Raw genomic sequence first — 19,444 nt, forward strand, 5'->3', positions numbered from 1 at the left:
GGCGCCGCGTGACGGCGGCGACTTCGGAAAGGCGAGAACGATGAGGCTAGACACACGCAAAGGGTTCCAGGCCGCAGCGGCGCTCGTCCTGTTCCTCGGCGTCGCCTCGCGCGCCTCCGCACGCGGGAACTTCGAACTGCCCGCGGATCTCCTCGACACCAACCGCTATCCGGGGATGCGGGGGATCATAGAGCTGGACGGCAAGAACGTGCACAACTGCGGCAACGTGCTCGTGCACGTCGCCAACTTCGGCATCATCGGTTCGGCCCCGGGTTCGCGCAACGCCTTCGAGAGCGCCCCCTCGGCGCAATGGCCCGCGGGCAGCGAAACCGAGTACCTCTATATCGCCGGTCTGTGGATCGGGGCCGAGAAGAATGCCGAGAAGGCGGTGACCACCGCCGCCTTCCAGATCGAGTTCCGCCCCGGCCTCTCGGAGCTCGACCACATCTACCAGACCCGCGAGCTGGCCCCCGGCGGGGCGCGCAAGCCCGCCCCCAACGCCGACGACGACGGCGACAAGAAGATCGACGAGGACTGGCTCGACAGCCGGGACAACGACGGCGACGGGCGCATCGACGAGGACTTCGCCGGCATCTCCAACCAGATGTTCTTCTGCGAGTACAGCGACATCGATCCCAACATCAAGCAGCGCTGGCCGGAGCACGTGCCCCTGGAGTTCAAGGTGCAGCAGTCGTCGTTGTGCTGGGAAGACAAGCTCATCGACGATTTCATCGCCTTCGACTACAAGCTCATCAACAACACCGCGAACGAGACGCCCATCTACAACGTTTACATCGGCTTCTTCGCCGACTGCGACATCGGTCCGCGCAACCGCGAGCAGGTCTCGGACGACGACTATGCCGGCTTCTGGGAGGGCATCGAGAGCGCCCGCCTGGGTCTGGCGACGAAAAACGTCAAGATCTCCATTGGCTACATGTTCGACGACGACGGCGACGAGGGCGTGTCGGAGGGCTACGTGGGCATCATGTTCCTCGGCGCCCAGGATCCGAGCGCCGAGGCCGCGGGCGCCACCATCAGCCTGCGCAACTTCCGCTTCTTCTCCGGCTCGGCGGGCTTCGAGCAGGGCGGCGACCCGAACAACGACGACGAACGCTACCGCGTCCTCGACGGCACGGCGCCGAAGTCGCTGCCGCCGGCCGACGCGGTCACCGGCCTCAGGCCCGAACAGATCGCCAAGAAGAAGGACGACTACCGCATGCTCGTCTCCGCCGGGCCTTTCGCCGAGGTGGGGCCGGGCGAGACCCTGGGCTTCCAGGCGGCGCTGGTGATCGGCCGCTTCTTCGACGGCATGATCGAGAACGCCAAGCAGGCGCAGCTCACCTACGACGGTGTCTACCTCGACTGCGACGAGGACCCGAGCACCGGCATGCTCGGCCGCGAGACCCCGGTGTGTGGGCCGGCTCTCCTGGGCCACCCGCCGTTCCGCATCAATCCCTGCGACAGTCTCTGCGACTTCGCGCCGCCGTCGGACGAGAGGTGCTACGTCACCGTCCCGGCGGAAGGCTGCGAGTGGATCAACGGCGACTGCGAGCTCGAACGGCAGACGAACTTGCCCACCGGGGTGGACGGCCGGGAGTGCCTCATCCACTGGCTGGTGAGCACGGCGCCGCCGCCGCCGCGCATGCGCCTGGTGGGGAGCGAGAACCGCACCGACGTGCTCTGGGACAACTTCAGCGAAACGACCCCGGATCTACGGCTCAACGTCCTGGACTTCGAGTCCTTCCGCATCTGGCGCGCCGACAACTGGACGCGCCCGCTGGGCACGGACGTCAACACCGGCCCCGGGTCGAGCCTGTGGATGCTGCTGGCGGAGTACGATCTGCCGCGGAACATCGTCGGTTCCAACACCGGCCTCGACAACATCCGCTACGCGCCGAACATCCCGGACGCGGCGGTGGAGTTCTACCGCGAGTGGTTCGCGGCCCATCCCTTCCTCGATGCGCCGGACCTGCCCGGGTTTTCACCGGACCAGCGGGACACGGCGAAGGCGCTCGCCAAGGGCACGCGGTACTACCGCTACTCCGATCCGCCCTTCAAGACCACGGGGTGCATCAACAACGCCTCGAACCCCAACGACTGCGTCACCATCGCCTGTCCCGCCGACGGCAAGTGCCCCCCGGTGGTGACCGGCAGCGCCCAGGTGCTGACGCGCTGCAATACCGAAGGCATGTGCCAGGAGGTGGCGCCGCCGCCGCACAGCGGAGCCCACTACTTCTATAGCGTCACCGCCACGGACCACAAGCTGGACGACACCAACGGGGACGGGGTGTACGAGGTGGTCGGGCCCGGTCTGGCGGGGGATCCGAACTCGAGCTTCGTCTACATCAATCCGCCGACCAACGCCCTGGAATCGGCGCAGTTCGATCAGGCCAGCGACGAGATCTACGTCGTGCCCAACCCGGCCACGGCGAAGTCGCTCTCCGACTGGCAACTGCAGCCCAACAACGACGATCCCACCGGGCTCAAGGTCGAGTTCCATCACCTGCCGGCCAAGCGGGGTACGGTCACCGTCTACACCCTGGCGGGCGACATGGTGATCGAGTTGCCTTTCGATGGCTCGGCAGGGGACGGGTCGCTGGCCTGGGACCTCCTGTCGCGCAACGGGCAGGAAGTGACCAGCGGCGTTTATCTCTTCTCCGTGGAAGCCGACGGCTTCGACCGTTTCGTCGGCAAGTTCGTGGTGATCCGATAGGGCTGGCAACGGTTCAGTCGGTGGCAGGTGGTGGCCACCCGGTCTGGAGGTCGAAGGTGAAACGAGTCCTGGCGCTGGCCCTCGTCGGAGCCGTGTTGCCGCAGGCCGCGGCGGCTTCGGATGTCTTCGAGAAGGTCGGCACCTATGCAGCCCAGTTCCTGAAGATCGGCGTCAGCGCCCGTGCCACCGGCATGGGCAGCGCCTTCACGGCGGTGGCCGACGACGCCTCGGCTGCCTTTTGGAACCCCGCCGGACTGGTGGACGTGCAGGGCACGGTGATCGCCCTGCACCATTCCGAATGGCCGGCGGACATCAACCTGGACTATGCGAACTACACCTTCGCTCCGGCCTTCGTCCGCGGCAAGGTGTCGCTCCATGCCCGCGGTCTGACCATGGATCCCCAGGTGGTGCGCACCGTCTTCCGTCAAGACGGCACCGGCGAGATGTTCGACTCCGGCGACATGTCGTTCGGGCTCTCCTACGCCCGCTACTTCACCGACAAGTTCTCCGCCGGAGTCACCGTCTCCTGGGTGCACATGGGTCTCGCCGACCGCTCGGTGAACCAGGTGGTGGGGGATTTCGGTCTGCAGTACCGCATCGGGATCCGCGGCATGAAGCTGGGGATGATGGTGCAGAGCATCGGCTCCGAGGTGGACTTCGATAATCGCCCTTCGAAGCTCCCCACGGTCTTCAAGGTCGGTCTGTCAGTGGACGCTTACCGGGCGGGCCCGCACGCCATCATCGGCGTCGGCGAGTTCTCCCATCCGTCGGACAACCAGGAGCACGAGAACTTCGGCATCGAGTACTCGTACAACAAGTTCTTGTTCCTGCGCTCGGGCTACAACGTGAACTTCGACGCCGAGAGCTTTGCCGCCGGCGCTGGCATCGCGCTGCAGACCAGCCAGTCCACCAGCGTCGACGTCGACTACTCGTTCGTGGACATGGCGGCGCTGGGCAGTGTGCACCGCGTTTCCCTCGGGTTCCGTTACTGAGGCGCGCCGCGGCACGGACTCGTTTCGGGACCCGCCTGACCATCCGGGCGGGTCCTTTGTTTCCACCCTCGCCGGCCAGGCGCAGAGAGGGGCGGTGTATGCCACCGGAGCGGGCCCGTGCCGGTTTCCTCCTCGCCCTGGTGGCGGCAGCCGGAACGGTCGCGGTGCGCGCCTGGGTGGCGCCGGCGCCCGCCGCTGCAGCCGAGCCTGCGACCGCCGCGGACCCGACGACCCCGGCGCCGGAGGCGGTGCTGGCGTCGGCGCTGCACCCCGCCGTGGGTGGCGGCGATTTCGAGTTCTATGTCGATGCCGCTGCCATGGCGCCGGCCGACAACGGCTTGGTGCGGACCCGGCTGCTGCTGCAATTCCCCTTGCGCGAATTCCTGGAGCAGACCGGCGAGAACAGCGCCGAGCTCCACCTCCTGGCCCTGGCCTACGAAGCCGGCGGCGCTCTCGCGGCGCTGCAGTCGAAGTCGCCGGCTCCGGCCTCCGACCCGGAGGCGCCGCGCCAGGAAGCAGAGCGCTCCGACCGCGCCGTGCACGAGCTCCTCGAAGACTTCGGCGGCATCACCCCGCAGGCACGGGCCGAGGCGATCTCGCGGCTCGAGGCGCCGGCGCTGCAACAGCTGCGCGCTACGGATTACCAGCTGGCGGAGATCTACCTCGATCTCGCCCCGGGTGAGCACGTCCTCGAGGTGCAGGTGGAAAACCTCTCGCGGCTCAAGAAGGGTCTCCTGGACAAACTGCGGAAGCGGCATCTCACCGGCACCGCCCGCTTGCTCTTGCAGGTGCCGGATTTCGGCGCCCGTCCGGCGCTCTCGGATCCGGTCTTCCTGGCGGGACACGGGAAACTGCAGCACTACGCGGCGCGGGTCTACGGCTTGCTCAACGACTCGCTGCACGTGCGCAGCGTCTTGTGGACCGACGCTCCGGCCCGTATCGACATCGTGGCTCACGATCGCGACGGCGCCGTGCACTGGCGCGACTCGCTCCTGGTACAGCAAGCCGGCCGCCAGGAGCTCCACTTCGGTGCCAGCATCCAAACCTTGCCGGCCGGGCAATATGTCCTCACGCTCAGCGCCCAGACCGCCGCGGCGCAAGTGACGACGCGGCGCAGCTTCGATGTCGCCTGGTCCCTGTCGTCGTGGCGGAAGTCGCGCCGCGACCTCGAGTTCGAGGCCGAGACGATCCTCACCGAAGAGGAATTCCGGGCCTACGACAGCCTGCCGCTCGGGGAGAAGGAGCGCTACCTCGACGCCTTCTGGCAGCGTCACGATCCCACCCCCGACACCGCCTTGAACGAGCTGCAGGCGGAGTTCCAGCGCCGCGTCGCCTTCGCCGACGCGCAGTTCTCCGAGACTGTCCGCGGCGCCCGCACCCATCGCGGCAAGGTGTACATCCGCTTCGGCCCGCCCAACGAGGTGCAAGCCGAAGCGGTGCCCAGCCATCTCGCCGGCGAGGGCGCCGAGGACCTGGTGGCGAAGGTGGACGATCCCTACACCCCGGCGTCGGAGGAAGTGCTGGGGGTGCCGGCGCCGACCCAGTCCCGCGACTTCCGCAGCAGCGCCGAGCAGGCGCAGCTCAAGAGCGAAGCGCGCCGGGTCGTCGGTCCGGCGCGAGAGCTGATCAGCTACGAGCTCTGGGTCTACCTCGGACACGGACAGCCACTCATGCCGCGCGACGTCGTTGGCATCGACGCAGGCTTCCGTCTGCTCTTCATGGACACCCAGGGATTCGGCCAGTTCCTGCTGCGCAAATCCTCGGTGACCCTGGACATCCCGGGACTGCACTCCACCTACTAAAGGCCTGCTTCTGCACGCTAGAGGCTCGGCTGTGCACGAGGCGAGGGCGCCAGCGGCAACGTTTTCTGCCTTCGCCCGGCTCTCCTGGGGTGGTTGACAGCGCTGGGGGGAGCCGCTATATTTCCCGCGCTTCACCGCTAATTGCGATATCCCCAAGGGTTTATCGAGATCCGCGGGAATCCGGACGGAGTCGAGGACCGCCTCGCGAGCGGCGAAGAGGGAACACCGTGCAGCCGGAAAGGGGACGCCGCCGTGGCGCCGCGCGCCCGGAGTGCCAGCCGATCATGAAGAAGAATCGACCTCTCGTTCTGCTCAGTGTGCTCGCGTTCATTCTCGCCGCCGGCGTCCTGGCGGTCCGTCCCGTCCTGTCGCAACAGGACCGTCCCATGAGCGAGGAAACCGCGCTGCCCCAACCGGTGGATACCACCGCCAGCGCCGTGGTGCCTCCCACGACCCCGCCGGCGCCAGCGGTCGCCACGCCGCCGCCGGTGGAGCGCTCCGGCGTCTGGCTCGTCCTCGACTGGTTCAATCGCGGCGGCCTCTTCATGTGGCCCATCCTTTTTTGCTCCGTCGTCGCCGTCACCTTCATCATCGAGCGCAGCATCACCTTGCTGCGCGCCCGCACCAACACGCGGAATTTCATGTCCGATGTCTTGAACGCGGTGCGGCGCGACGGCGTCCCCGCCGCCGAGCGTGTCTGCGAGCAGACCCGCGGCCCCATCGCCGCCATCGTCTTCTCCGGGCTGAAGCACGCCAACCGCGGCTCCGAGGCGGTAGAAAAAGCCATCGAGACCGCCGGGGCGGTGGAGCTCTCCTTCCTCGAACGGGGTCTCGTCTGGCTCGCCACGGTGTCCACCATCGCGCCGTTGCTCGGCTTCCTCGGTACGGTGTCCGGCATGATCCACGCCTTCGACGCCATTGCCGCCGCCGATCAGGTGAGCGCCAAGTTGGTGGCGAGCGGGATCTCCGAGGCCCTCATCACCACCGAAGCCGGGCTCATCGTCGCCATTCCTGCCAGCCTCTGTCACAACTTCTTCCTCCAGCAGATCGACCGCTTCGTCATCGAGATGGAGGAAAGCTCCAGCGAGCTGGTCAACACCATCGACGAACTGCGCTCCTGAGCCACGGCCGGGCGCGGCCGCCGCGGCCGCACCGGGCCGCCGGGGAGGCCGATGAGGCGACGCAGGCGGCGACTCGCGACGGAGGAGATCCCGCAAGCGTCGCTCCCGGACATCGCCTTCCTCTTGATGATTTTCTTCATCGCCGCCACGGTGTTCGGCGTCGAACACGGTTTGCCCGTGGTGCTGCCGAGCGCGCAGAAGAGCCCGCGCCTCGCCGTGCAGCAGAGCGAGGTCTTCCGCCTCGAAGTCCGCGCCGACGGCTCCGTGCTGGCGGAACGCCGCCCGGTGCGGGTGGAGCAGATCGGACCGCTGCTGGTGGAAAGGCAGCGGCAACGGCAGGCGCAAGGCAAGGCCGAGCTCGTCGTCATCCTCGAGACCCATCCCGACGCCGCCTACGAGCTCTGGGTGGCGGTGCTGGATCAGGTGCGTTTCGCTGGCTGCCGCCGCGTTGCCCTCGCCACCACGCCGGGGAAGTGAGCGGCGATGCGACGCGCACCGGGCCGCTTCCACGCCAGGCACAAACCGCTGGCGCGCATTCCCACCGAATCCTTGGCCGACATCGCCTTCCTGCTCCTCATTTTCTACCTCACCTCGGCGCTCATCCGCCCCGAGCAGGGCCTGCACCTGGACCTGCCCTGGGCCACGAACACCATGCGCCAGCCCCGCGAGCAGATCGCGCACATCTGGATCGACGCCGACGGGCGTGTCATGATCAACGACCTTTACGTGGCCGTGGCAGAGATCGCCCCGATCCTGGGGCGCAAACTGCGGGAGAGTCCGAATCTCATCGTCGCGCTCAACAGCGACCGGCGCACGCACTACCGGTATGTGCAGCGGGTCCTGGATGAGATGAAGAAGGCCGAGGCGGTGCGGGTGTCGTTCACGGCGCGCCCCCGCGGACCGGGCTCCTGAGGGGCATGCCCTGTAACCCCTTGGGAGCATGCACGTACTAGGAGGAGGCCGCGGCTGGCGGCCAGGATTGGAAACCCGTCGGGCGGGGGTCCCCGCCCGCTCCCACACTGGAAGAGGTGATCCGCCGATGACTGGGTGCAAGATGCGCCGCCGCGTGGCTGTCGCAACCTCTCTCCTGGCTGTCTGCCTGGCGGTGTCCGGCGCCGGCCGGCCGGCCGGGGCGCAGACCCCGCCGCTCCCTGCGCCGGTGCCGCGGCCGGGGCCGGCGACGGAAGAGGTCGAGGTGCCGTCCTTCCTCCGTCTCTCCGATGCCATCCGCATCGCCATGGCGGGCAGCACCCAGCTGGGTAGCCGGCAGGCCCAGTTGGCGGCGTCGCGCAAGGCCCGGACCGCCTCGATCTTCGCCCTGGGACCGGACCTCAATGCGCAGGCTGTCCTGCAGCGGGCGACACGCACGGACTTCGACGTCACCCAGACGACGTCGGTGCCGACCAACATCGAGAGCGTCGTCACCACCGATGGCGACACCCTCACCTTCGGAACCAACCCGGTGGATCAGACCGTCGACCTCGGCGACGTCGACGAGACTTCGAAGTTCAAGCAGGTGCAGATCTCCTCGTCGATCCGTCTGTTCGACGGCTTCGCCAACTACTACCGCATCGGCGCCGCGAACAACGCCGTTCGCTCCGACGAATTCGATGCCATGTACACCTCCACCGTCGTGCAAGCCACGGTCATCGAGTCCTACTACAATCTGCTCCGCGCCCAGCTCCTGCTCGACGTCGCCGAGGACGCCGTGAAGGTGTCGCAGGAACAGCTCGATCGCACCCAGGCGCTGTACGAGCTGGGATCGGCGGCGCGCAGCGACGTCCTCAAGTCCCAGGTGCAGCTCGGGCAGACGCGGTTGACCCTGGTGCAGGCACGCAACGGCGAGCGCCAGGGGCGGGCCAATCTGGTGCACAGCATGAACCTGTTCCACCAACCGGATTTCGGCATCGATACCACACTGGCGACGATCCCAGAAGAGACCGTCGACTTCGACGCGGAGGTGCAGTTCGCCCGCAACAACCGCCTGGATGTGCAATCGTTGCGCGAGGTCGAGAAAGCCCAGGGCAAGCGCGTCGTCGTCGCCCGCGGACCGCTCTTGCCCTCGCTGGATTTCTCCTACGACGTGGCCTATACGGACCAGGAGTCGCAGTTCCGCTTCGGCGCCCAGAAGACGCGCAATCGTTCTTGGGCCTTCTTCGCCAACTGGAACGTCTTCGACCGTTACCAGGTGTACGCGAACATCAGCCAGGCCAAGGCGAACCAGCGGGTGGCGGAGTACAATCGCCGCCAGGTGGAGCTGGATGCAGTGCGGGAGATTCGCGAGTTCGTCAACGAGATGCAAGAAGCACGGGAGCGCTACACCGTGGCGCGGGAGAACGTGGAACGTTCCCGCGAGGACCTGCGTCTGGCGCAGGAGAAGTTCCGCGTCGGCGCCGGGACCATCCTGGACGTCACCACGGCGGAGTCCGATCTGACCACGACGCGCGCCTCGGAAGTGCAGGCCATCGTGGACTACCGCATCTCCCGCGCCCGGCTGAATCGGGCCACGGGAAGGCCGCTCGCCGAATTGTGAGCCGGCGGTGGGCGACGGGTAAGGGCGCCTGGACCCGGCGTGGCGACCACGGGCTCGCGGCCCTGGCCGTGCTCGCCGTGGCCGGTTGCGCCGGCACGGCGCGGCTCTCCGAGCCTTCGCCTTTCTCCACCCTCCTCGCCGCGCAGCTGGCGTGGACGGAAAGCGACCGCCCGCTCTACCGCATCAGCGCCTCCCTGCCGCGCCGCGAGCTGGCGGCGCTAGGAGGGGGCGACGGCGTGGTGCGCTTGGTCCTGAGCGGCATCATCCGCAGCCGCTCGGGGAAGCGGCTGGGTGACGGAGCCTGGGCGCGCCAGCTCGCCGTCACCGACCTCGCCGGCCCCGGCGAGCTGCGCTGGTGCGTGGATCTCGCCACCGGGCCCGGAGCCCAGGACCTGGAGCTCAGCGTCCTGGTGCAGGGGCGACCCTGGGGGGCGCCATGGCACCGGCGGTTCACCGTTCCCACCCCCACCCCGGCAGCGCTGTTCTTGGGCGAACCCATCCTCCTGGCGCGACCCGCCGGCGGGGAGCCTGCGGCCGATTCTCCTTGCCAGCGCCTCCTCCTGGGTGGCACGTACGATGCGAGCAGCGCCCCAGTGCAGGTGCAGGGCGCGATCTACGATTTCGCCCCCGCCGGAGCGGGGGAGTACGAGCTTTCCTGGAGCGTCCGCGCCCTGGAGGCCCCGACGAACGTGCCGGCGCCCGCGGCGGTTCCGGAAACACGGAAGCTGTCGCGAGAGGGTCTGGTGACGCCGTTCGCCCTCGACCTCCCCATGGCAGACCTGGGGGAGCACGAGCTCGCTCTGCAGGTGCGAAGCGGGGAGCGGACCGCCGCGGCGACGCAGTCCTTCGCCCTCACCCTGTACGACTTGGCAGGCCTCGGGCCGGGCTCCGGAGAGCTGGCGCTGCTCCGTCTGCTGCTGTCGCCGGGCGCCGCCGACTCGCTCGCCGCGTCGCCGCCGGAGCGGCGCGAGTCACTCTGGCAGGAACTCTGGCGCCGCCGCGATCCGGATCCGAGCACGCCGGCGAACGAAGTGCGCGAGCAAGCCCTGGCCCGGGTGCGCCAGGCCAACCTCCGCTTCGGCGTCACGGCGCCGGGCTGGAACACCGACCGCGGCCGGGTCTTCATTGCCCGCGGCGCTCCGGATCGGGTGGACAGCATGGCGAATCCGGAGGGTTTCGACCGCATCGAACGCTGGACCTACGCGGCGAGCAACACCGTCTACGTCTTCGTCGATCGCGACGGGCGCGGCGAGTACACCTTGCAGCGCACTAACGCCGCGGACGACTAGGAGAGCGATGCAAGACCTGGCTCCGTTCGAAGCGAGCATCCGCGCCGCCCTGGCGGCGGAAGGCCTGGATCCACGCGGCCATTTCTGGCGCTTGCGTCCCGCCGCCGGCGGCGTCCAGCTGGAGGCGACGGAGGCGAGCTTCGCCCGCCGCGGACAGGAAGCACTGCGGCAGCAGTTCCCAGGCAGCCGCGTCGAGGTGGTGCTCCTTCCCGCCCCGGAGCTGCAAGCGCAGCGCGCCTGGGTGAAGGCGAGCGTCGCCGAGGTGCGCGCCGAACCCAAGCACGAAGCAGCGCAGACCACCCAGGCGTTGCAAGGAGAGGTGTTGGAGCCGCTGCTACACGAGGAAGGCTGGCTGCTGGCGCGCCTGCCCGATGGCTATCTCGGTTGGGTGCGGGACTGGCACCTGCGCTGGACCGACGCCGCGGTGCCGTCGGCCTTCGCCGCCCGGACGGACGCGCGCATCGCCTCGCCCCTGGTGCGCCTGCGCGAGACTCCCGGGCCCGGCGCGGCGCCGGTAGCCGAGAGCCCGCTCGGCACCGCTGTCGTCCGCCGGCAGGAGCGGGACGACTGGGTGGAGATCGAGCTTCCCGGCGGGGCCGTGGGCTGGGTGCGGCGGCAAGCGCTGCGCCCGGGCAGCGGGCTCTGGGAGACGGCGGCGCCGTCGTTGTTGGACATGCTGCAAGGTTTTCTCGGCGTGCCCTATCTCTGGGGCGGGAAGAGTCCGAAGGGTTTCGACTGCTCCGGCCTGGTGCAGTTCGCCTTCGCGCTCCACGGCGTGCCGCTGCCGAGGGATTCGGATCAGCAGTTCGGTTGCGGCGTCCCGGTGCAGCAGTTCACCGCCGGCGATCTGCTCTTCTTCGGGCGGGAGCGCATCGGCCACGTCGGCGTTGCTCTCGACGCGCACCGCTTCATCCATGCCCGCGGCGAGGTGCGGCGCGACTCGCTCGCGCCGGACAGTCCGCTCCACGCGCCGGAGCTCGCTGCCATCCTGCGCGGCGGCCGCCGGCTCTTGCCCCCGCCGCGGTGACGCGGCGGGGTCCTTGCCCCAGGGGCGCGAAAGCCTGCGCTGCGAGAGCGCGCACCGCGGCATCCCGCGCCCTGCTGCCACACTTCCCGAAGGGTCCCCGCCTTGCACCGGCGGCAACCCGAAGGGAGTGCCGCGGGTGTTCTACTTTTTCTTCTACTATCCGCTCGGCCTCGACGTCCGCCCCACCCGGCCGGTGTGGCTGACCTGGAGCTTGGCGGGAACGGCGCTCCTCCTCTTCGCCGTCACTCTCTTGGACCCCGCTTGGTTCTTGGCCCACCAAGAGAGCCTCATCTACGTTCCCGCCCACCCCACGCTCGCCGCCTTGCTGTCGAGCGCCTTCATGCACGGTGACTGGCTGCACCTCTCCTCCAACTTGCTCGCTCTCGGAGTCTTCGGTCCGGCGCTGGAGGCGCGGCTCGGCGCCTGGCGTTTCGCCGCCGTTTTCGCCGTGTGTCACGTGGCCGGGAATCTGGTGCAGGGAGCGATGGCGCTTCTCTGGTTCCCCGACACCGCCGGTTGGGGTGTGCTCGGAGCCTCCGGTGCACTCTCCGGGCTCCTGGGGGTATTCCTCGTGCGCTTGCACTGGGCGAGGTTGCGCGTCGGTTACTGGGCTTTTCTGCCACTGCAGGCCTACACCCAAGCGGGTACGCGCACGCTGCCGGTGCTCGCCGCTGTGGGGTTGTGGTTCCTGCTGCAGCTCGGTCTGGCGGCGGCGCAGCTCCAGGGTGCGGCGGCTTCGGTGGCGGTGGGCTCACACCTCGGTGGTTTGATGGCGGGAATCGGCATGGGCTGGCTCCTCGGCCTGCGCGGCGAAGGGGCCGCGGAACAGCACCTGCAGCAGGGGCGGCGACATTTCGGCAGTGCCGCCTGGTACCCGGCGCAGGGGGAGTTCCTCGCCTATGTACGCCGCTGTCCCGAGGATCCCGAAGGGCATCTGGAGCTGGCGCGCAGCTTTCGTCTCACCGCCCGGCACGGGGAGGCGGAGACGCATTTCCGCCGCGCTTGCGCCGGCTTCGCCTTGCAGAAGCGCCTCGATCGGCTGGAAGAAGCGCACCGCGAAGCGGCGCGCGGCAATCCGGACTTCGTCCTGGCGGCGCCGCTGCAGCTGCAGCTGGGAAGAGTCCTCGAACGGGGCTGCAAGGACGAAGCGGCGGCCCGGGTCTATGGGCACTATCTCCGCGCCTATCCAGGCGAGCCCGCCGTGCCCTTCGCCCTCTTCCGCCTGGCGCGCCTGACCCAGGCGCGCTCCGGCCTGGCGCAGGCCCGGCCGCACTATGTCGAGCTCCTCCTCCAGCATCCCGCCGCACCGGAAGCGGAGATGGCACGGTGGGCTCTGGCGGCCCAGCGCCCCACGCGCAGCCGCGGGACGCGTACCTGAGCGAGCTGCAGCGACGGGGCCACCGCCGCCGCTTCAGGCTAGGGAGCGTCGAGGCCGAGCCGGGTGTGCAGTGCCCGCGCCGCCCGGCGCGCATCCCGCTGCGGCACCACGCAGATCATCGCCAGCGCCGAGCTCGACACCAGGGCGACGGGAACGTTTTCCGCCGCCAGCGCACTCAGGATCCCGGCCGTCGTCCCCGGGTGGCTCTGGATCCCTTCACCCACCACGGCGAGGCTCGCCACCTCGTGGTCCTGCACCAGTCGCGCCGACGGCAGCTGGCGCAAGCGTGTCTGCAGCACCGCCGCGGCGCGCACCGCATCGTCGCGCTGCAGCAGACAGACCAGCTCCCCGCTGTCGCCGTGCCCGGTCTGCACCACCACGCGGGTGGCGATGCCTTGGCTGCCGAGCGCCTCGAGCAAGGCGGCGCACTGCCCCGAGGGCACGCCGGCCACCGTCAGCGTCGCCACCTCCTCGTCGCAGGCGATGCCGCGGATCACCACCTTCTCGATGCTCTCCATCGCTCCGATCACCGTCCCCTTCGCTTGGGTGAAGGACGAGCGCACGTGCACCGTGACCCCGAAGCGCCGGGCGATCTCGACGCAACGCGGGTGCAGGACGCGCGCTCCCTGCGCCGCCAGCTCCATCATCTCGTCGTGCCCCAGGGCATCGAGCTTGGCCGCTCGCGGCACCAGACGCGGGTCGGCGCTGTAGACCCCTTCCACGTCGGTGAAGATCTCGCAGCGCACCGCACCGAGGGCCGCGGCCAGCGCCACCGCCGTCGTATCGCTGCCACCCCGCCCGAGGGTGGTGATTTCCTTTTCCAGGCTCATGCCCTGGAAACCCGCCACAATGGCGATGCGCCCGGCGGCGAGGGCCTGCTCCAGCCGCTGCGGCCGCACCTCCAGGATGTGGGCGTCCGCATGCCGGGTGTCGGTGATGATGCCGCTCTGGGAGCCGGTGAACGACACGGCGTCGTGGCCTTGCACCTGGAGCGCCATGCTGAGCAGCGACATGGAGATGCGCTCCCCGGCAGTGAGCAGCATGTCGAGCTCCCGGGGCGGTGGCGCCGACGCCACCTGCCGGGCGAGGCGCAAGAGCTCGTCGGTGTGGTGCCCCATGGCGGAGACCACCACCAGCACCTGGAACCCTTCGCGTTTGGCGTCGGCGATGCGGCGCGCGACGTGCACGATGCGATCCGTCGTGGCCACCGACGTGCCACCGTATTTCTGCACCAGGAGCTGCACGGGCCGATTCTGGCGACTCGCCCCATGCCAGCGTCAAGCGCTTTGCGGCGGCGCCGCGCTACGCCGCCGCCCCCGGCGCGATGCGGGCAGCGCGGGCTCGCCGCGCTTCCGCAAGCCGACAAGAGCGGCAGCATCCGGCCGTCACCGTGGTTGCCGGCGCCGCCTCGCGCCATGTCGCTTTCTCCGCCGGCGGCAGCACGCTTCTTGCTGTTCCCCGCCGGCGCGCCGCCGCGGCTCGAAAAGCGCTTGCGGTCCAGGCGCTTCCATGGTAGCGTCCGCAGGAACGTAGATGCTTTGAAGACAAGCGGTTACATGATCGCGAGAGGGGTTGCGTGAAGCCCTCCGTGCGCCTCCCGACGAGCCTGCACGAGGGCAGCCAGGGTCGGCCGCCGGCAGTGTCTGCAGCGCGCCATCTCTCGAACCGTGAGCTCCTGACGTGGGTGCTGGAAGGGTGCGGCGGGGGCGGAGCACAGCTTGCCGAGCGATTCCTGCGTCATTTCGGAAACCTCCGCACCCTGGCCCAGGCGACGCGCGCCGAGCTGGGCCGCGTTCCTGGCGCTCGCAGCGAGCACGCTCTGATTCTGGAAGCGTGCCTGGAGCTCGGGCGGCGCACGGTGTACGGACGGCCGTTGCGGCGGCGCGCGGTGGACGGTCCCGCAGCGGTGGCGCGCCTGCTGCAGCCGGCGCTGCGTGATCTGGACCGCGAGCATTTCGTCGCGGTGTTGCTGACGACGAAGAATCAGGTGATCGACATGGTGACGGTGGCGATCGGCTCCCTGGCGGCTTCACTGGTGCACCCGCGCGAGGTGCTGAAGCCGGCGATCCAGGCCAGCGCTGCGGCGCTCGTGGTGGCCCACAACCATCCCACCGGCAACCCAGAGCCGAGCCGCGAGGACATCGAGTTCACCCGGCGCTTGCAGAGCTGCTGTGATCTCGTGGGGATCCGCTTGCTCGACCACGTGATCATCGGGGACGGCACGTTCGAGAGCTTGAAGGCGAGCGGGCACTGCTGATGGCCCCTCCCGGGCCGGCGGAGGAACGGGGACGATGATGAAGAAAATGACGAGCTGGTTCTCCAACGACGTGGCGATCGACCTGGGGACGGCGAACACCGTCGTGCACGTGAAGGGCCAGGGGATCGTCCTCAACGAACCCTCCGTCGTCGCCGTGGACAACCACACCCACAAGGTCGTGGCGGTGGGCAACGATGCGAAAGCCATGCTCGGCAAGACCCCGGATCACATCACCGCGGTGCGGCCGCTCAAGGACGGCGTCATCGCCGACTTCGAGATCACCGAGATCATGCTACGCGAGTTCATCAAAAAGGCGCAGAACAAGCGGCGCTTCGTCAAACCCCGCATCGTCATCTGCGTGCCTTCGGGGATCACCGAGGTGGAGAAGCGCGCGGTGCGCGACTCGGCGCAGCACGCCGGCGCCCGCGAGGTCTACCTGGTGGCCGAGCCCATCGCCGCCGCCATCGGCGTCGGCCTGCCGGTGAGCCGCCCGAGCGGCAACATGATCATCGACATCGGCGGCGGCACCACCGAGATCGCCGTCATCGCTCTGGACGGCATCGTCTGCGACACTTCCATCCGCGTCGGCGGCGACGAGATGGACGAGGCCATCGTCCAGCACATCAAGAAGACCTACAACCTCCTGGTCGGGGACCTGACGGCGGAGAACGTCAAGAAGACCATCGGCTCCGCGGCGCCCCTGCCGGAGGAGTTGGAGATGGAGATCAAGGGCCGCGATCTCGTCGCCGGCATCCCCAAGACCCTGCGCATTTCCTCGGTGGAGATCCGCGAGGCCTTGCGCGAACCGGTCATGCAGATCGTGGAGGCGCTGAAGCTGGCGCTGGAGCGCTGCCCGCCGGAACTGGCCGCCGACATCGTCGACCGAGGTATCGTCATCACCGGTGGCGGCTCGCTGCTGCGCGAGCTCGAGACGCTGCTGAAGGAGGAGACGAACCTCCCCATCAACACGGTGGACGATCCGTTGTCCTGTGTGGTGCTGGGGACGGGCAAGATCCTCGACAACCTCGAGTACTACGACAAGGTGCTGATCCCGGCGGGACGCGACTGACGCCGAGGTGACGCCAGGGAAGGGTGGGGGCGGTGCTCCGATCTCTCTTCGGTCGCCACCGTGACCGCACGCTGCTGGCCGTGGCGGTGCTGCTCTCCTGCTTGTGCCTCGGTTTGGACCAGGGCACGCAGGCAGATCTGGCGCGCCTCCTCGGCCTCAGCCTCTATGCCCCGGTGCAAGCGGTGGCGCGGGGCACCGAAGACGCCCTGCTGCTGCGGCGGGAGAACGAGCAGCTGCGGCGGCTGGTGGCCAGTCTCAATCTCGAGCGCCAGCGTCTCCTGCAGCTGCGCGACGAAGCCGCCGAGCTGCGCCGCGTCGCCCGCTTCTCCCGCGATCGTTTCCCTTACCTCAAGCCCTGCGAAATCGTCGGGCGCACCACCGACTCCTTCCAGACCGCCCTGCAGCTCGGCTGCGGCTCCAAGGATTCCCTCTACGCCGGCATGCCCGTCGCCGCCTACGCCGGCTTGGTGGGGCGGGTGCGGCAGGTGACCGGGACACGCTCGCTGCTGGAAACCTTGGCCAGCCCGGACATGGCGATCAGCGTCACCGATCAGCGTAGCGGCGTCGTCGGCATCCTGCGCTGGGCGCGGGGCAACCAGTTCACCCTGGACCGGGTCGACGCCGTCGAGGACGTCCTGGTGGGGGATCCGCTCCTCACCTCCGGACTCGGCGACTACCCGCGCGGCATCCCGGTGGGGGTGGTGACCCGCGTGGGCATCTCCCTCGACGGCTTGTTCAAGCAGATCGACGTGCGCACCCATGTGGATTTCGGCAGCCTGCGCGATGTCTTCGTCGTCACACGCGACGTGGACTGGGAGGAACGAGCGCTCTATCGGCGCGAAGACCAGCCGCTGTTGCAGGGGTCGGCGGGAAGTGCGACGGAAGCGCAGCAGGCCAGCGGGGCCCGCCCGGGGAGCGTGCCATGAGCGCTTTCGCTTCCATCCTCTTTGCGTATCTGGCGCTGGCCCTGCAGGGCACCGTGGTGCCCTATCTCGGCATCGGCGACGTGCGCCCGGATCTGCCCCTCATCGCCGTGACGCTCATCGCCCTCTCCCGCGGCGCCGCCACCGGCACGGTGGCGGGGTTCCTCATCGGCCTGGCGCAAGACCTGACCAATCCAGGCTTCCTCGGCCTCAACGCCCTCGCCAAGAGTCTGGTCGGTCACGGCGTCGGCGCCATGCGCGGCCGCTTCGACGCCGGCACCGCGCCATCCTGCGCTCTGGTGCTCGGGGTCGCGGCGGTGGCGCACGACGTGGTCTACCTCACCATCCATCGCCGTCTGGTGCTCTCGGAGATCTTCCTCGCTCTCGCCACCCACACCGTGCCGTCGGCTCTCTACACCGCCGGCGTGGGCGCGCTGCTGGCGCTGCTCCTGGGCGCGATGCCGGGAAGGAGGTTGCACCGTTTTGGCCGTTCACAACTCCCGAACCGCTGAGCGGCGCACCATCCAGTCGGCCTACGTCATCGTCGTCGCCGCCTTCCTCCTGGTCCTGGTGCGGCTCTTCCAGATCCAGGTGCTCGAGCATCGCACCTACGAACGCCTGGCCCGGGAGAACCAGTTCCGGGTCAAGCGCGTCATCGCCCCGCGCGGCGTGCTGCGCGACCGCACCGGCAAGAGCCTGGTGGACAACGTGGCGGAGTACCAGCTCTTCGTCCCCGCCGAATCCATGGAACACGGGGAGCTGTTGCATTCCCTGGTGCGGGACTTCGGGGTGGACACCACGGCGGCGCGCAGCCGCTGGCAGACGCAGCGCCGCCGGCGCGGCCACGAACCGATCAAAGTCCTGGGTAACTTGAGCAAGGCGCAGGTGTCGCGCTTCGAGGAGAACCGGCAGCAGTATCCCGGGGCCTTCCTCGAGGCGCGCGGCCGCCGGCGGTACCTCTTCGGCGATTTCGCCACCCACGTGCTCGGCTATGTCGGCGAGGTCACGCAGGCGCAGGTGGACAGCTCCACCGGGCCGCGGGCCTATCGTTTGGGCGACGTGGCCGGCAAGTCTGGCGTCGAAGCCCTGAGCGAGGACGATCTGCGCGGCACCGACGGCAAGCGCTGGGTGCAGGTGAACGCTTCAGGCCAGGAGCTCTTCGAGCTGGTGGAACGGGCCGAGCCCCCGCTGCCGGGGAACGACGTCTACATGAGCATCGATTTCGAGCTGCAGCACGCCATCGAAAGCCGCTTCTGGCCGCCGGACAAGGCCGGCGCGGCGGTGGTGCTGGACGTACACACCGGCGAAGTCCTGGCGGCGGTGAGCAAGCCCGGGTACGACCTGAACCGCTTCGCCGTCGGCATCTCCACCGCAGACTACGAGGTGCTGCGCAACGATCCGCTGACGCCGCTCTTCAACCGCTACGCCATGGCGGCGTATCCGCCGGGCTCCACCTTCAAGATCATCTCCGCGGCGTCGTTGCTCGACAACCATGTCGTCAGCGTGAACCAGTACCGCCCCGGTTGCCCCGGCTGGTACCAGGTGGGCAACCGCACCTTCCGCTGCCACAAGGAATCGGGGCACGGCAGCTTGAACCTGCTGGGAGGCTTCGAGCAGTCCTGCGACGTCTACTTCTACCAGCATGCCCGGATCCTCGGCATCGACCATCTGGCGGCGACGGCACGCCAGCTCGGCCTCGGCGCCCGCACTGGCTTCGCCCTCCCCGAGGACGATGGCCTCATTCCCGACAGCGCCTATTACAACCGCGTCTTCGGCCCGCGGGGCTGGACGACGACGCTGGCGGTGAACTGCATCATCGGTCAGGGCGAGGTCCTGGTCACGCCGCTGCAGCTCGCCCGGGTGGCGGCCGCGGTGGCCAACGGCGGCGATCTCGTCGTGCCGCAGATCATCGATCGCGTCGTCGATGCGCGCGGCCGCGTGCTGCGCACCACCACACCCCGGGTGGCGCAGCACGACGTCCTGAGCACCCAGGCGCTGCGCTTCCTCCAGCGCGCCATGCTCCAGGTCGTGGTGGGGGAGCACGGCACCGGCCATGCAGCGCTGCCGGAGTCGCTCCTCGTCTGCGGCAAGACGGGCACGGCGGAAACACCGGGGAAGAAAGAGGATCACGCCTGGTTCGTCTTCTATGCGCCCCAGGACCACCCGGTCATCGCCGGTGTGGTCATCGTCGAGCGTGCGGGCCACGGCGGCGCGGTGGCCGCCCCCATCGTGCGGCAGATCGTTTCCCACTGGTTCGGCTTCGAGGACGATGGCAACGCCTACTGGCGGCGCCTGCCGGAGCTGCGCAAGCTGGGGTTGGTGCGGGAGGCGACGCTGTGA

The 19,444-nt window shown here is 68.9% G+C and carries 16 protein-coding genes; 15 read left to right on the plus strand and 1 reads right to left on the minus strand.

Going from position 1 to position 19,444, the window contains the following annotated elements; translation table 11 throughout:
- Positions 1-40 precede the first annotated feature (40 nt).
- The 10 genes from VFE28_14525 (at position 41) to VFE28_14570 (ending at position 12,855) form a co-directional block, all read left to right on the plus strand.
- Positions 41-2,713 (plus strand): hypothetical protein, encoded by a 2,673-nt coding sequence (locus VFE28_14525; protein ID HZM17214.1) that lies wholly within the window; start codon positions 41-43, stop codon positions 2,711-2,713.
- A gap of 56 nt (positions 2,714-2,769) precedes the next feature.
- Positions 2,770-3,705: a PorV/PorQ family protein gene (locus VFE28_14530; protein HZM17215.1), complete on the plus strand. Its 936-nt coding sequence runs from the start codon at positions 2,770-2,772 to the stop codon at positions 3,703-3,705.
- A gap of 98 nt (positions 3,706-3,803) precedes the next feature.
- Positions 3,804-5,507 (plus strand): GWxTD domain-containing protein, encoded by a 1,704-nt coding sequence (locus VFE28_14535; protein ID HZM17216.1) that lies wholly within the window; start codon positions 3,804-3,806, stop codon positions 5,505-5,507.
- A gap of 284 nt (positions 5,508-5,791) precedes the next feature.
- A complete protein-coding gene (locus VFE28_14540) occupies positions 5,792-6,628 on the plus strand; it encodes a MotA/TolQ/ExbB proton channel family protein (GenBank protein ID HZM17217.1) in 837 nt (278 codons plus the stop codon).
- A 51-nt stretch (positions 6,629-6,679) separates the two neighbouring features.
- On the plus strand, positions 6,680-7,105 hold the full coding sequence (locus VFE28_14545) for a biopolymer transporter ExbD (protein ID HZM17218.1): 426 nt from the start codon (positions 6,680-6,682) through the stop codon (positions 7,103-7,105).
- 6 nt (positions 7,106-7,111) lie between these two features.
- Entirely contained in the window at positions 7,112-7,540 is a 429-nt protein-coding gene (locus VFE28_14550; protein HZM17219.1) for a biopolymer transporter ExbD, read from the plus strand.
- 127 nt (positions 7,541-7,667) lie between these two features.
- Positions 7,668-9,161, plus strand: a complete 1,494-nt coding sequence (locus VFE28_14555; protein ID HZM17220.1) for a TolC family protein — start codon at positions 7,668-7,670, stop codon at positions 9,159-9,161.
- The gene (locus VFE28_14560) at positions 9,158-10,450 is read left to right on the plus strand and encodes a GWxTD domain-containing protein (GenBank protein HZM17221.1); all 1,293 of its coding nucleotides are present in this window, start codon (positions 9,158-9,160) and stop codon (positions 10,448-10,450) included. The genes VFE28_14555 and VFE28_14560 overlap by 4 nt, the downstream gene beginning before the upstream one ends.
- Before the next feature lie 7 nt (positions 10,451-10,457).
- Positions 10,458-11,477 carry an NlpC/P60 family protein gene (locus VFE28_14565; protein ID HZM17222.1) on the plus strand — a complete coding sequence of 340 codons (1,020 nt, stop codon included), beginning with the start codon at positions 10,458-10,460 and terminating at the stop codon, positions 11,475-11,477.
- 136 nt (positions 11,478-11,613) lie between these two features.
- Entirely contained in the window at positions 11,614-12,855 is a 1,242-nt protein-coding gene (locus tag VFE28_14570; protein HZM17223.1) for a rhomboid family intramembrane serine protease, read from the plus strand.
- A 38-nt stretch (positions 12,856-12,893) separates the two neighbouring features.
- Here the strand turns inward: VFE28_14570 and VFE28_14575 are convergent, their stop codons facing one another.
- Positions 12,894-14,099, minus strand: a complete 1,206-nt coding sequence (locus tag VFE28_14575; protein ID HZM17224.1) for an aspartate kinase — start codon at positions 14,097-14,099, stop codon at positions 12,894-12,896.
- Positions 14,100-14,431: 332 nt separating this feature from the next.
- Between VFE28_14575 and radC the strand changes: the two genes are divergently transcribed.
- Genes radC through mrdA form a run of 5 tightly spaced genes read left to right on the plus strand, consistent with a single transcriptional unit; the run spans position 14,432 to position 19,444 of the window.
- Positions 14,432-15,112 carry a DNA repair protein RadC gene (gene radC, locus VFE28_14580; GenBank protein HZM17225.1) on the plus strand — a complete coding sequence of 227 codons (681 nt, stop codon included), beginning with the start codon at positions 14,432-14,434 and terminating at the stop codon, positions 15,110-15,112.
- 34 nt (positions 15,113-15,146) lie between these two features.
- Entirely contained in the window at positions 15,147-16,181 is a 1,035-nt protein-coding gene (locus VFE28_14585; protein HZM17226.1) for a rod shape-determining protein, read from the plus strand.
- A 32-nt stretch (positions 16,182-16,213) separates the two neighbouring features.
- Positions 16,214-17,107 carry a rod shape-determining protein MreC gene (gene mreC, locus VFE28_14590; GenBank protein ID HZM17227.1) on the plus strand — a complete coding sequence of 298 codons (894 nt, stop codon included), beginning with the start codon at positions 16,214-16,216 and terminating at the stop codon, positions 17,105-17,107.
- Positions 17,104-17,616 (plus strand): rod shape-determining protein MreD, encoded by a 513-nt coding sequence (mreD, locus tag VFE28_14595; protein ID HZM17228.1) that lies wholly within the window; start codon positions 17,104-17,106, stop codon positions 17,614-17,616. The genes mreC and mreD overlap by 4 nt, the downstream gene beginning before the upstream one ends.
- Complete coding sequence (gene mrdA, locus VFE28_14600; GenBank protein ID HZM17229.1) at positions 17,588-19,444, plus strand: penicillin-binding protein 2; 1,857 nt, start codon at positions 17,588-17,590, stop codon at positions 19,442-19,444. The genes mreD and mrdA overlap by 29 nt, the downstream gene beginning before the upstream one ends.

The sequence above is a fragment of the Candidatus Krumholzibacteriia bacterium genome (assembly GCA_035649275.1).
GTDB lineage: Bacteria > Krumholzibacteriota > Krumholzibacteriia.

What these genes read in the sequence shown, in the direction of transcription:
- VFE28_14525 (HZM17214.1), top strand. Translation starts at nt 41, where the DNA reads ATGAGGCTAGACACACGCAAAGGGTTCCAGGCCGCAGCGGCGCTCGTC.
- VFE28_14535 (HZM17216.1), top strand. Translation starts at nt 3,804, where the DNA reads ATGCCACCGGAGCGGGCCCGTGCCGGTTTCCTCCTCGCCCTGGTGGCG.
- VFE28_14540 (HZM17217.1), top strand. Translation starts at nt 5,792, where the DNA reads ATGAAGAAGAATCGACCTCTCGTTCTGCTCAGTGTGCTCGCGTTCATT.
- VFE28_14545 (HZM17218.1), top strand. Translation starts at nt 6,680, where the DNA reads ATGAGGCGACGCAGGCGGCGACTCGCGACGGAGGAGATCCCGCAAGCG.
- VFE28_14550 (HZM17219.1), top strand. Translation starts at nt 7,112, where the DNA reads ATGCGACGCGCACCGGGCCGCTTCCACGCCAGGCACAAACCGCTGGCG.
- VFE28_14555 (HZM17220.1), top strand. Translation starts at nt 7,668, where the DNA reads ATGACTGGGTGCAAGATGCGCCGCCGCGTGGCTGTCGCAACCTCTCTC.
- VFE28_14565 (HZM17222.1), top strand. Translation starts at nt 10,458, where the DNA reads ATGCAAGACCTGGCTCCGTTCGAAGCGAGCATCCGCGCCGCCCTGGCG.
- VFE28_14585 (HZM17226.1), top strand. Translation starts at nt 15,147, where the DNA reads ATGATGAAGAAAATGACGAGCTGGTTCTCCAACGACGTGGCGATCGAC.
- mreD (HZM17228.1), top strand. Translation starts at nt 17,104, where the DNA reads ATGAGCGCTTTCGCTTCCATCCTCTTTGCGTATCTGGCGCTGGCCCTG.